Here is a 12,461-nt window from a genome sequence, read left to right on the forward strand (position 1 = left end):
GTGTCGAGACCAACACGGTCACTTCTCGGGGAAACCTCGCTTACGCGACCGTGTTTTCGTTCCAAGGTTCGCCGCCGACCCGGGCTTTGAGTGTTTCTCGATCGCGCACCGCGTCAAGGACGGGCTTCGCCCGCCGCTTCGCGGTGGCCTTCGGCCATCCTTGACCCGGCACCCGATCGAGAAAGATTTCGCCTATAACGGGGCGGCGGCGAGAGAGTGGCGCGGAGTTCACGTTGCTTGTTCGCTGGCTGCGTAACTGTCATCTGACCTGCTTAAATAGGTCGCGGCGGGGTGCGCGATCGCATATAATAAGGCGCATGTACGAGACCATCGACCACCTCCTCGCTGGGCCGCCTTCGGGTGCGTCCGAGGCTGAGTTGGTGGACTGGATCGCTGGTCTCGAAGCGGTCAAGTGCACTGCTGAGGCGGTGCAGGCAAAAGCGGCGGTACGTCTGGAGGAAGCGGTCCGGGCACGCCAGGCCGAGGCTGGGGTGCCTGCCCGCAGGCTTGGCGAGGGCGTGGCTTCGCAGGTTGCGTTGGCGCGGCGGGTCTCGCCGGAGAAGGGCGCCAGGCTGCTCGGGCTGGCGAAGATCCTGATCGCCGAGATGCCGCACACCTTCGCCCTGATGAGAGCCGGGCTGTTCTCGCAATGGCAGGCCACCATCCTGGCTCGTGAAACCGCGTGCTTGTCGGTGGAGGACCGTCGGGTGGTCGACTACGAACTCTGTGCCACCGGGCCGGGCGGTGAACCTGCTAAGGCGGTGGCGATGGGGCTGCGGCAGCTCGAGAACGCCGCCAAGAAACTCGCCATCACCCTCGACCAGGAATCCGTCGTGGCCCGGGCCGCCAACGCAGTGAAGGACCGCCGGGTCAGCCTGCGGCCGGCACCGGACACGATGACCTGGCTCGGTGCCCTGCTCCCGGTCAAGGACGGTGTCGCGGTCTTCGCGGCACTGGACCAGGCGGCGAAGGCTGCCCACGCAGCCGGCGACGAGCGGACCCGTGGCCAGGTCATGGCCGACACCCTCGTCGACCGAGTCACCGGCCGTGCTGAGGGAGCCAAGCCTCGGATCGAGGTCAAGATCGTGATGACCGCCGACGCCCTCACCAACACCAACGACCAGCGCGCCATGGTCGAGGGCTACGGCCCCGTCCCCGCAGCCTGGGCCCGCGAAGCCCTCGCCGATGCCGAGGTCTTCGTCCGGCGGCTGTTCACCGACCCCGCCGGGCAACTGGTCGCGATGGAATCCCGCTCACGCAAAGCACCCGACGGGCTCGCCGACTTCATCACCACTCGCGACGGAGGGATCTGCCGCACCAACGGCTGCGACGCCCCCATCCGCAACATCGACCACATCGAACGCCACGCCGACGGCGGCGCCACGAGCGCCGAGAACCTGCAAGGGCTGTGCGAACGGTGCAACCAGGCCAAGGAGGCCCTCGGCTGGCGAGCCAGACCAGGACCCGACGGCAGCATCATCACCATCACACCCACGGGCCATACCTACACGAGCCCACCACCCGACACCTGGGCACAACGCCCGCCAACCTGGTCCCGGGCAGAGTTCATCCTGCGCAACGTACTTCTCGACCACGATCTCGCCGCGTGACGCTTTCCAGGCTCGACCGGCATGCAGTGTCAGTGCGCACGGTGGGGGCGCTGCCGTCTACAGTTGTCCCGTGCGTTTCGGCGTACGTTCCCCGGTTGGTCTGCCGGCAGGGCCCGCCTGACTTTGAATCAGGACTAGCGACGTAGGTTCGACTCCTACCCGGGGAGCAGAAAGCCCCGCCTTGATGGCACACGGGGATGCACACGGCGGACCGGAAACGGTCCCGGATCCTTGGTAGCTCGGCATGGGTCGCCCGGTACGGCTACTTGCCCAGGCTGGGGAACGTCCAGGTGCCGTCGAGGACGGCGGGGTGCGGGCGGTAGAGGCGGACGATGTAGTTCCAGCCGTCCATGACGCCGAGGGTGTTCGGGCCTGCCGCGGTGCCGAACCGAACGGTGATCGAGCCGTCGTTGTCCCGCTGTGCGGTGATGCTGTTCAGGCTGACCTCTGCGTCCCCGACCTGCTCGAAGTACCCGGCCGCGTTGTAGACCGAGATCGACCAGAACGCGTCGACCGGCACCTCGCCTATGCGCAGCTCGTAGTTGCCGATGGGAAGGCCGGGCTCGACGTTGAGGTAGAACGCTTCCTGTTCGGGCAGGCCGCCCCAGCCTGCCGCGGTGCCGAGCAGGTGTCGGACGGGGTCGACATCCTCCTTGCGGCCGAATGCCCGGTCGTAGCGAGGCAGGCCGCGGGCGAGCTCGAGCAGCGCCGAGCGGGTCGAGTCGAGCGAGGCCTTGTCGAAGTCGGCTGCGACGAATGCTCGGTCGGAGGTGGCTTTGAGTTGTATCTCGTCCTGGAGGGCGTTGACCGCGGCGATGTCGGCGGGGTCGTTCGGGTCGACCAGCGTCCGCACGGCGATCAGGACATAGTCCGTGTCGTAGTCAGCCACCGAGAGCTCGTGGGTGCCGGGCTCGTGAAGGATCCGGTTGATGTAGTGGTCCTCGTTGACGACCATCACCGACATGTAGCGCCCGCGGCTGTCGGGAAGCGTCAGGGCGGCACCGCTGGAGATGTCCACGATCGCGCTGGAGTAGAGCGTGTCTCGGTTTTGCCTGATGACGGGCTGCTCATCGAGTGACTCGGGGGCGCGGACATGCACCAGCTCGTTGGTCGCACCCCGGGTCTGCAGGGCAGCGAACATCCGGTGCGTCTCGGCGCGGGCAAAGTTGTCGACGTTCACTGTCTCGGAGTTCATGGTCCGAAATCTGCTCGCCCTTGGTGACTGCCGGTTCACCCGCCAAGGGTGAACCGGGAACGTGATCTGGCGCGGTCCCACGTCGCGGCGTACTCGTCCGCTCGGTCACATCGAGGCGCTCGGCGAGTTCCGCACGACGCCAGGACCGGTGGGTCTGGAGCAGCGAGAGCGGCGTGAGCGTGCGCCCGGTGGGGTCAGCCGACATGTTCTCAATCTGTCAAGCATTGAGGACGGTTCCTGTCCGCGATGGCTTCTACGGTCACATCAACCGATCGCCACACCGCGCGCATCGGCATGTGGCTGAAAGGACATCGCAATGTCAGAACCCATCGACTTTCCCGAGCCGAGCATGATCGCCGTCAACGGGATCGAGCTCGAAGTCTCCGAGGCGGGCCAGGAGAACGCCGGCAATCCCATCGTCCTCTGCCACGGCTGGCCGGAGCTGGCCTTCTCGTGGCGCCATCAGATGGGTGCGCTCGCCGCAGCCGGCTACCACGTCATCGCTCCCAACCAGCGCGGCTACGGCAACTCGTCTCGCCCCGCCGAGGTCTCCGACTACGACATCGTGCATCTGTGCGACGACCTCGTCGGTCTGCTGGATCACTTTGGATACGAGGACGCCGCGTTCGTGGGCCACGACTGGGGCGCGAACGTGGTGTGGAGCGCCGCCGTTCTGCATCCCACGCGGGTGAACAAGGTGATCGCGCTCAGTGTGCCGTACATGGAACCCGGTGAGGTGCCGCCCCTCGCGTTCATCGAGGCGATCGTCGGTAGCGACTCGTACTTCGTCCACTTCAACCGCCAGCCAGGGGTGGCCGACGCCGTGTTCGACGCGAACGCCCGCCAGTTCCTGCGCAACCTGTACCGCAAGAACGAGCCCACGGCCGAGCCGGAGTCTGGCATGCCGCTCATCAACTTGGCCCACGCCGAGGCTCCACGCGGAGAGCCTGTGATGAGCGACGAGGAACTGGAGGTGTTCATCGACGCGTTCGAGGCATCGGGCTTCACTCCGAGCGTGAACTGGTACCGCAACGTGGACCGCAACTGGGAGCTGATGGAGGAAGTCGACCCGATCGTCCACCAGCAGGCACTGATGATCTACGGCTCACGTGACACGGTCATGAGGGCGCCGAACCTCGAGAAGTTCGTACCGCGCGTCGAGGTCGTGGAGCTGAACTGCGGCCACTGGATCCAGCAGGAGCTGCCGGAGGAGACCACCCGCCTGATTCTCGAATGGTTCCAGCGAGGAGCATCTCGAGTGTGAGTGCGGCTCACGTAGCGTGGCGGCGGAGGAAGCTGCGGAGGATGTCGTTGAACGCCTGCGGAGCCTCGAGGTTGCTGACGTGGCCACAGTCGGGGATGACGGCGAGATCCGCGCCCGGGATGAGGCGCTCGAACTCGTGGGCAACCGACAGGGGCGACCGTACGTCGAGGGTGCCCCAGATGAGCTGGGTGGGCACCTGGATCGTCCCGAGCACGTCGGTCAGATCGGCATGGGCCATCGCGGTCAGGGCGGTCAGCATGCTGTGGCGGCGTACGTCGGCAGACATCGCCTCCAGCAGGGGCACGAACTCCGCCGGCGGAGGGCCGGCGAAGAGGCCCGGGAGGATCGGGTCGAAGCTGTCGTCCGGCTGGTCGCGCAGGCCGGCGAGGCGGGCGTCGGCCTCGTCGGGTCCGAGGGAGCCGCGCCAGCCGGCGTAGCCGTCGGCGAGCACCAGGCTTCGCGCCACCGCAGGGTGGCGGCGGTAGAGCTCGAGGATGACGGTCACTCCCCAGGAGAGTCCGACGAGGGTCCACGGAGAGATGTCCAGGGCGCGGATCAGCCCGGCAAGGTGGTCTGCGTAGTCGCTCAGCGCGAAACCCTCGGGCACGTCGCCGGAGCCGCCGGCGCCTGGTTCGTCCCACGCGATGACGGTGAACTCGTCCGAGAGCGCGTCGAGCTGTGGTGTCCAGGCACGGCCGTCCTCGGCGCCGCCGTGGACGAACACGACCGCAGGACCGTTCCCGGCCCGCCGGAAGGCGATGCGCAACCCGTCGATCTCGACGACATCCATGAACCGACGGTAACGCGCTCGGGGTCCGGGCAGGGGATCCCCTGATGTGCTCGCCGTGCCGAGATTCGTAGCGTGGGACCATGACGACTCTCGCGAGCCAGAGGGGACCGGTGGCGCCCGCGGCGCGGGCCGCAAGCCCTGCCGTCATCGCTGTCGCGGTGCTGATGGCGTTGGGCTGTCTGGCGTTCGCGGGGGTGAACGTGGTCTTCGAGGCGACCGATCGTTTCGCCGAGGGCCGCTACGCCGAGTACGCCACCGGGCTCTCGGTCATGAACTGGACCGTCACGGGCCTGAAGGTGCTGGGCGCCGTGGTGGCGCTGCTGTCGGTGGCCACGCGTCCGATCCGGTTCGTGACGCCATGGGTCATGTCGGTGCTGCTCTGGGGTGCATTCGCGACCCTCGCGCTCGACGCGGTCGGGAGCACGGTGGAGGCCGGCGCGATCCTCGTGGGAGCGAGTGGAGCCTCGGCCGACCTCGGCGTACGGTCGGTCGCCTACCTCCTGGGATCGATCGTGTCGGCCGCAGGATTCGGGGTGCTCGCCGTCTCCTACCTGCGGCGGTACGCGGTCTCGAAGGTCACCGTCCTCCTAGGCGTGCTCGGTGGCCCGGTCCTCCTCGGACTGCTGTTCCTCGGCCTTCCCGGACTGCTCGTCGTCCTCGGTGTCATGCCGCCTGCGTGACCCGCCGCTCCGCCATTGATGGCCACGCGCCGTTCATCTTCGTGTAAGGTCGCCGGGCTTCCTGTGCACACCCGCGTGTCGCGTTGGTGATTGCGGGGATGCGCAAGGTGGTATGGATACTGGCCTCATATCGGGGTCGTGGGGGAGCAGGGTGTAAAGTCGCCCAAACTAATCGACAAACACTTGGAGGAAGCGTGGGCATGGGACCGATCATCGGTTACGTACCTGGCGTGTTCGATCTCTTCCACATCGGTCACCTCAACATGCTGCGCCAGGCGCGAGAGCGCTGCGACACGTTGATCGCGGGTGTGGTCTCCGACGAGGTCTGCGAGACGACGAAGGGGATCATCCCGACCGTCCCGCTCGTCGAGAGGCTGGAGATCGTCGAGGCGATCGGGATCGTGGACGCGGTCTACGCCGAGCGCACCACCGACAAGGTCGACTCCTGGCGCGAGGTCGGGTTCACCCACCTCTTCAAGGGTGATGACTGGAAGGGCACCGAGAAGGGCGACGCGCTCGAGAAGAAGATGGCGTCGGTCGGTGTCGAGGTCGTCTACTTCCCCTACACGCTCCAGACCAGCAGCACCGCTCTGCGGAAGGCCATCGCGCGAGAGGATGCCCAGGTCTCGTGACCGGCAGTGCCCCCACTCCTGGCGGACAGTTCGAGATCTCCGACGAAGGGGTCCTCGTCCGGGACTCCTCGACGCCGGTTCTGATTCTCTCCGTCGACGGCCAGTACGTCTGGTCCCTCACTCCCGAGCGCGACGGCCACCCGGTCGACGGGGGCACCATGGTGCCGTGGCCCACCGTGCTCACCCGGTTCCTGGACGGCACCGCGACGATCACCATCGCCGACTACGAGGGCGAGGTGCTCTTCGAGGACAAGGTCGTCCTCGGCTCCGGTGAGGGCAGCATCTCGATCGTCGACGGCGGCGGCAACCCGCTCAGCGTCGACAAGGTCGGCCACCTGACCCGCTCCTTCGAGGCCACCGACGAAAAGATCCGCGAGGAGATCCTCGACGGCACCCAGCGTGTCCTCGCCGACCTACGCGACGTGGTCGGCGTCGAGGCCTACCTCAACTACGGCGCGCTCCTCGGCGCGATCCGTGAGGGCCGGATGCTCGGCCACGACTCCGACACCGACGTCTGCTACCTCTCCAAGCACACCGTCCCCGCCGAGATCATCTCCGAGTCGTACGCCATCGAGCGCACCATGCGCGAGCGCGGCTGGAGCGTCCTGCGGATGTCGGGCGGCGACATCAAGGTGCTGCACCAGGTCTCGGACGGCCGCAAGGTGCACATCGACATCTTCGTGGCGTTCTACGTGCCCGACAAGGACGGCGAGCCGGTCTTCTACCAGCTCGGCAACCGCTCCGGCCGTCTGCGCCGCGAGGCGATCGTGCCGGTCTCGACGATCAACCTGCACGGCTATGACTTCCCGGCTCCCGCCGAGCCCGAGGAGATGCTGGCCTTCATCTACGGCCCGAAGTGGCGCACCCCGGACCCGTCGTTCAAGTACGCCGACCCGCCGGCCGGCGTACGTCGTCTGGACGGCTGGCTGCGTGGCTTCCGCACCGACATGGGGTCCTGGACCGAGTTCCACAACACCCGCGGGAGCGAGCTCGAGAGCAAGCAGTCGGCGTTCGGTGCGTGGGTCCAGAGGCAGCTGCCCGAGGACGCGAAGGTGGTCGACATCGGCTCCGGCGCGATCGGGCGTGACGGTCGCTTCTTCGCCCGCAAGGGACACCAGGTGCATTCGGTGGACTTCTCCCGCGCCGCGGTGGCCGCCGTACGCCGCAGGGCCGAGCGCCACAAGCTCCCGCTGGTCTCCGAACAGCTCATCCTCGGCGAGCTGCGTTCGACGCTGACGCTGGGTGCGCGGCTGGCTCGCGACCCACACCATCTCTACGCCCGCGACCTGATCGGCTGCCTCGACGGTGCGGCGCGGAGCCAGCTCTGGACCCTGGCGAAGATGGCGCTGCGTCCCGGCGGCGGCAAGCTCTACCTCGAGTTCGCGGTCACCGGCGAGGACCTTCCCGAGCCGCAGCCCGAAGGCCTCGTGCGCCGCGTCGACCCCGCCCTCGTCCAGGCCGAGATCGAGGCGGCCGGCGGTGTGGTCGAGCACCTCGGGATCAACGAAGGCCAGGACATGCTCGGCAACCCGCTGCCCGGCGTCGCGCGGCTGCGCGCCTCCTGGCCATCCCTCAACCGTGCAGAAGGAAACTGACATGTCCGACGAATCCGGCATCAAGAACATCGCTCGCGGTGCCCGCGACGCCGCCCGTACGCGTGCCTCGCTGGTGCGCCGCATCGAGGCGCTCGAGGCCGAGGTGCAGGAGCAGCGTCAGCTCAACCGGCGCGTCGCCGAGCTGACCGACGTGGTCGCCGAGCTGCTCATCCCGCTGCAGGACGCCGACAAGGAGAAGGCGGAGCAGATCCTCGCGGCCTACCGTGCACGGATCTGACCCCTTCTGGTCTGATCACCCCAGTGCGTCGAGCGCCTGCCTGAGATCCTCGAGCCGCTTTCCGAGGCGCCGGCGGGCATCGCCGCCCAGGCCGATGTCGCCGCCCGTGTCGAGCTCGGCCACCGCCTCCTCCACCCCCGCGAGCCGGGAGCGGAGGTCGGTGACCACGTCGACGTCGACCCGGCCGGGCTGGGTGGCTCGCTGGTCCAGGGACCGGCGCAGCAGGTCTGCCTGGGTGCTGAGCTTGCGGCTGGCGTGCCAGAGGTCGACGAAGACCTGCACCTTCGCCCGCAGCAGCCACGGGTCGAACGGTTTGGCGAGGAAGTCGGCGGCGCCGGTCGCGTAGCCGCGATAGGCGAGGTGGGTGTCGAAGTCGTTGGCGGTCAGGAAGATGATCGGCACGTCCTTGGTGCGCTCCCGCGCCTTGATGCGGGTGGCCGTCTCGAAGCCGTCCATCCCCGGCATCTGCGCGTCGAGCAGGATCAGCGCGAAGTCGTCGTGGAGCAGGGCGCGCAGGGCGTCCTCGCCAGACCCCGCGCGGACGAGAGTCTCGTTGAGCGAGCCGAGGATCGCCTCGAGCGCGACCAGATTGGCGGCACGGTCGTCGACCAGCAGGATCTTCGCCGTCGTCCCCTGACGCTCGCTCATGCCAACCACAACCGGAACAGCGAGAGCAGGTCGGCGACGTCGACCGGTTTGGTGATGTACTCCGAGGCACCCGCGGCGAGGCTGTCCTCGCGGTCACCGGTCATCGCCTTCGCGGTCAGCGCGATCATCGGCAGGCTCTTGAACTGCGGGATGTCGCGGATCAGGCGCATCGCGGTCAGGCCGTCCATGCCCGGCATCATGATGTCCATCAGCACCAGGTCGACGCCCGGCTCCCGCTGGAGAGCCTCGATCCCGGCCTCCCCGGACTCCGCGTAGAGGACGTCGATGCCGTGCTGCTCGAGCGCGCTGGTGAGCGCGAAGACGTTGCGTACGTCGTCGTCGACGATCAGGATCCTGCGACCGACGAACTGGCCGTTCGGATCGGCCGGCTCGGGGACGTACGTCCCGGGGGGCTGCACCCCGGGACGGCCCAGCAGCACGCTCACGTCGTCGATCGCCTCCTCGGTGGTTGCCGGCGTCTTGAGGGTCATCGCCTGGGCGTACCTGTCCAGTCGGCTCTGCTGAGCCTTGGTCATCTCGCCGACCCTACTCAGCACGACAGGGATGTTCTTGGTGCGCTTGTGGGTGCGCATCCAGCGGAGCACGTCGAAGCCACCCTCCGTCAGCGGCAGGTCCAGGACCACACAGTCGACCTCGCGGTCTGCGAGGACCGTCTGAGCCTCGTCGGGCGATGTGCCGAAGACCGTCTCGACCTCGTCGACCGAGCCGAACAGGGCCTCCACGACGGCACTGGTGCCGGGGCCGGACTCGTCACCACCGCCGCTGAGAACCAGCAGGACCTGGTCAGCGCCCCGGTCGGCCGCGTCCTGTGGAAGCGGAGCCCGAAGCGATGAGACCTGCTCGCCGATGACAGGTGTCGGGGTCTGGGCGTCGATCGTCCCGGCGCTGATCCTGGGGACGTACAGCGTGAAGGAGCTCCCGTGTCCGGGGTCGCTCTTGACCTGGATCTCGCCGCCGATGAGGTGGGCGACCTCGCGGCTGATCGACAGGCCGAGGCCGGTGCCGCCGAACTTGCGGCTGATCGTGCCGTCGGCCTGCTGGAACGCCTCGAAGATGACCTTCAGCTTCTCCGGCGGGATGCCGATGCCGGTGTCGACCACCGAGAATGCCAGCACGGCATCGGCCTGCTGCAGGCTGGGTGTCGAGAAGCGCTCACCAGAGGCGTTGCGGATCAGCAGCCGGACGCCGCCGCTGTCTGTGAACTTCACCGCGTTGGAGAGCAGGTTGCGCAGGACCTGCTGCAGACGGTGCTGGTCCGAGCGCAGCACCCGGGGTACGTCGGGGTCGACACCGACGATGAAGTCGAGGTCCTTCTCGGCGGTCAGCGGCCGGAAGGTCGCCTCGACGTACTCGACCACCGAGGTCACGGCGACGTCGGTGACGTGGACGTCCATCTTCCCCGCCTCGACCTTGGACAGGTCGAGGATGTCATTGATCAGCTGGAGGAGGTCGGTGCCGGCGCCGTGGATGGTGCGGGAGTACTCCACCTGGCGGGAGTTGAGGTTGCCGTCGACGTTGTCGGAGAGCAGCCGGGCCAGGATGAGCAGCGAGTTGAGCGGCGTACGCAGCTCGTGCGACATGTTGGCCAGGAACTCGGACTTGTAGCGCGACGAGAGGGCGAGCTGCTCGGCGCGCTCCTCCAGGCCACGCCGGGCGTCCTCGATCTCGAGGTTCTTGATCTCGATCGCCTGGTTCTGGTCGGCGAGCTGGCGCGCCTTCTCCTCGAGGGCGGCGTTGGTCTGCTGCAGCTCCACCTGCTGACGTTCGCCCTCGTCCTGCTTGTCCTGCAGCTCAGCGGCGAGGCGCTGCGACTCCACCAGCAGCTCCTCGGTGCGCGAGCTGGCCATGATCGCGTTGAGCGAGACCCCGATCGACTCGGCGAGCTGCTCGAGGAACTGCATGTGGACGGCGCTGAACGGCCGGAAGGAGGCGAGCTCGACGACGCCGATCACCTTCTCCTCGAAGACCACCGGGAGCACCACGATCGAGGTCGGTGCCGCCGATCCGTGTCCCGAGGAGATCCGCAGGAAGGCCGCGGGAACGTCGCGCACGATGATCGGCTGGCGGTCGTAGGCCGCCTGCCCGACCAGGCCCTCGCCGAGGGCGAAGACGTCGGGGACGTCGGGTCCCGGCTGGTAGCCGTAGGAGGCGATCCGGCGCAGGACCTTGGGGCCGCTGTGCTCGGAGGTCTGGTCGGTGAGGAAGATCGAGCCCTGCTGGGCGCCGACCAGCGGGGTGAGCTCGGAGACGATCAGCCGGGCGACCTCGAGCAGGTCCCGGCCGCCCTGCATGTGGCCGGTGAACCGGGCCAGGTTGGTCTTGAGCCAGTCCTGGTCCTCGTTGGCCCTGGTGGTCTCCCGCAGCGAGTCGATCATCTCGTTGAGGTTGTCCTTCAGATCGGCCACCTCGCCCGCGGCCCCGACGGTGATCTGCCGGCTCAGGTCGCCCTGAGTCACCGCCGCGGAGACCTCGGCGATCGCGCGGAGCTGGGTGGTCAGCGTGCTCGCGAGCTGGTTGACGTTCTCCGTCAGTCCGCGCCAGGTGCCGGAGACGTCGGCGACCTCTGCCTGTCCGCCGAGCTGGCCCTCGGTGCCGACCTCGCGGGCCACGCGGGTGACCTCGTCGGCGAAGGAGGAGAGCTGGTCGACCATGGTGTTGACGGTGGACTTGAGCTCGAGGATCTCGCCTCGGGCGTCGACGGTGATCTTCTGGGTCAGGTCGCCTCGGGCCACCGCGGTGGTGACCTGGGCGATGTTGCGGACCTGGGAGGTCAGGTTGGAGGCCATCGAGTTCACCGAGTCGGTGAGGTCCTTCCAGGTGCCGGCCACGCCGCGTACGTGGGCCTGACCGCCCAGCGATCCCTCGGTGCCGACCTCGCGGGCGACACGGGTCACCTCGTCGGCGAAGGTGCGCAGCGTGTCGACCATCGCGTTGAGGGTGCCGGCCAGGGCGGCGACCTCACCGCGGGCCTCGATGGAGATCTTCTGCGACAGGTCGCCCTGCGAGACCGCCTTGGAGACCTGGGCGATGCTGCGGACCTGGTTGGTCAGGTTGGAGGCCATCGAGTTGACCGAGACGGTCAGGTCGCGCCAGGTGCCGGCGACACCGGGCACCTGGGCCTGGCCGCCGAGCGCGCCCTCGGTGCCGACCTCGCGGGCCACACGGGTGACCTCGTCGGCGAACGAGCCGAGCTGGTCGACCATGGTGTTGATGGTCGACTTGAGCTCGAGGATCTCGCCGCGGGCGTCGACGGTGATCTTCTGGGTCAGGTCGCCTCGGGCGACGGCGGTGGTGACCTGGGCGATGTTGCGGACCTGGGAGGTCAGGTTGGAGGCCATCGAGTTGACCGAGTCGGTGAGGTCCTTCCAGGTGCCCGAGACGTCGTGCACGTCGGCCTGGCCGCCGAGCTTGCCTTCGGTGCCGACCTCGCGGGCGACGCGGGTGACCTCGGCGGCGAAGGAGGAGAGCTGGTCGACCATGGTGTTGATGGTCGACTTGAGCTCGAGGATCTCGCCGCGGGCGTCGACGGTGATCTGCCGGCTCAGGTCGCCCCGCGCCACCGCCGTCGTCACCTGGGCGATGTTTCGCACTTGGGCGGTCAGCGTGCCGGCCATGAAGTTCACCGAGTCGGTCAGGTCGCGCCAGGTGCCGGAGACGCCGGGCACCGCGGCCTGGCCACCGAGCTGACCCTCGCCACCGACCTCGCGGGCGACGCGGGTGACCTCGTCGGCGAAGGCGGAGAGCTGGTCGACCATGGTGTTGACGGTGGTCTTGAGCTCGGCGAGCTC

10 protein-coding genes and 1 tRNA gene are annotated in these 12,461 nt (G+C 68.1%); 7 read left to right on the forward strand and 4 right to left on the reverse strand.

All coding sequences use genetic code 11. From position 1 onward, the window contains the following. The first annotated feature begins 317 nt into the window (after positions 1-317). Together ACFX43_RS01460 and ACFX43_RS01465 are read left to right on the forward strand one after the other, a co-directional pair. Positions 318-1,610: a DUF222 domain-containing protein gene (locus ACFX43_RS01460; protein ID WP_378816107.1), complete on the forward strand. Its 1,293-nt coding sequence runs from the start codon at positions 318-320 to the stop codon at positions 1,608-1,610. Positions 1,611-1,698: 88 nt separating this feature from the next. After that, a tRNA-Gln gene (locus ACFX43_RS01465) sits at positions 1,699-1,777 on the forward strand. A 95-nt stretch (positions 1,778-1,872) separates the two neighbouring features. On the opposite strand, the gene ACFX43_RS01470 is transcribed toward ACFX43_RS01465, so the two are convergent. Beyond that, positions 1,873-2,805: a DUF1254 domain-containing protein gene (locus ACFX43_RS01470; RefSeq protein ID WP_378816109.1), complete on the reverse strand. Its 933-nt coding sequence runs from the start codon at positions 2,803-2,805 to the stop codon at positions 1,873-1,875. 316 nt (positions 2,806-3,121) lie between these two features. Between ACFX43_RS01470 and ACFX43_RS01475 the strand changes: the two genes are divergently transcribed. Beyond that, positions 3,122-4,069, forward strand: coding sequence for an alpha/beta fold hydrolase (locus ACFX43_RS01475; protein ID WP_378816112.1), 948 nt, complete (start codon positions 3,122-3,124; stop codon positions 4,067-4,069). Between the two features lie 7 nt (positions 4,070-4,076). Here ACFX43_RS01475 and ACFX43_RS01480 read toward each other — a convergent pair whose 3' ends face one another. Then, the gene (locus ACFX43_RS01480) at positions 4,077-4,859 is read right to left on the reverse strand and encodes an alpha/beta fold hydrolase (protein WP_378816114.1); all 783 of its coding nucleotides are present in this window, start codon (positions 4,857-4,859) and stop codon (positions 4,077-4,079) included. An 80-nt stretch (positions 4,860-4,939) separates the two neighbouring features. On the opposite strand from ACFX43_RS01480, the gene ACFX43_RS01485 reads away from it, so the two are divergent. From ACFX43_RS01485 to ACFX43_RS01500, 4 genes are all read left to right on the forward strand, one after another. After that, positions 4,940-5,539 carry a hypothetical protein gene (locus ACFX43_RS01485; protein WP_378816117.1) on the forward strand — a complete coding sequence of 200 codons (600 nt, stop codon included), beginning with the start codon at positions 4,940-4,942 and terminating at the stop codon, positions 5,537-5,539. A gap of 200 nt (positions 5,540-5,739) precedes the next feature. Then, positions 5,740-6,171 (forward strand): adenylyltransferase/cytidyltransferase family protein, encoded by a 432-nt coding sequence (locus ACFX43_RS01490; protein ID WP_350660472.1) that lies wholly within the window; start codon positions 5,740-5,742, stop codon positions 6,169-6,171. Then, positions 6,168-7,766, forward strand: a complete 1,599-nt coding sequence (locus ACFX43_RS01495; protein WP_378816120.1) for a class I SAM-dependent methyltransferase — start codon at positions 6,168-6,170, stop codon at positions 7,764-7,766. Before ACFX43_RS01490 ends, ACFX43_RS01495 begins: the two co-directional genes overlap by 4 nt. A 1-nt stretch (position 7,767) precedes the next feature. After that, complete coding sequence (locus ACFX43_RS01500; RefSeq protein WP_378816123.1) at positions 7,768-8,004, forward strand: DUF6752 domain-containing protein; 237 nt, start codon at positions 7,768-7,770, stop codon at positions 8,002-8,004. Positions 8,005-8,019: 15 nt separating this feature from the next. Here ACFX43_RS01500 and ACFX43_RS01505 read toward each other — a convergent pair whose 3' ends face one another. Together ACFX43_RS01505 and ACFX43_RS01510 are read right to left on the reverse strand one after the other, a co-directional pair. Continuing rightward, positions 8,020-8,652, reverse strand: coding sequence for a two-component system response regulator (locus ACFX43_RS01505; protein WP_378816126.1), 633 nt, complete (start codon positions 8,650-8,652; stop codon positions 8,020-8,022). Beyond that, a partial coding sequence (locus ACFX43_RS01510) for a HAMP domain-containing protein (protein WP_378816129.1) occupies positions 8,649-12,461 on the reverse strand: 3,813 nt, incomplete at its 5' end. The genes ACFX43_RS01505 and ACFX43_RS01510, both read right to left, overlap by 4 nt.

It is taken from the genome of Nocardioides sp. YIM B13467 (assembly GCF_042788075.1).
Classification (GTDB): Bacteria; Actinomycetota; Actinomycetes; order Propionibacteriales; family Nocardioidaceae; genus Nocardioides.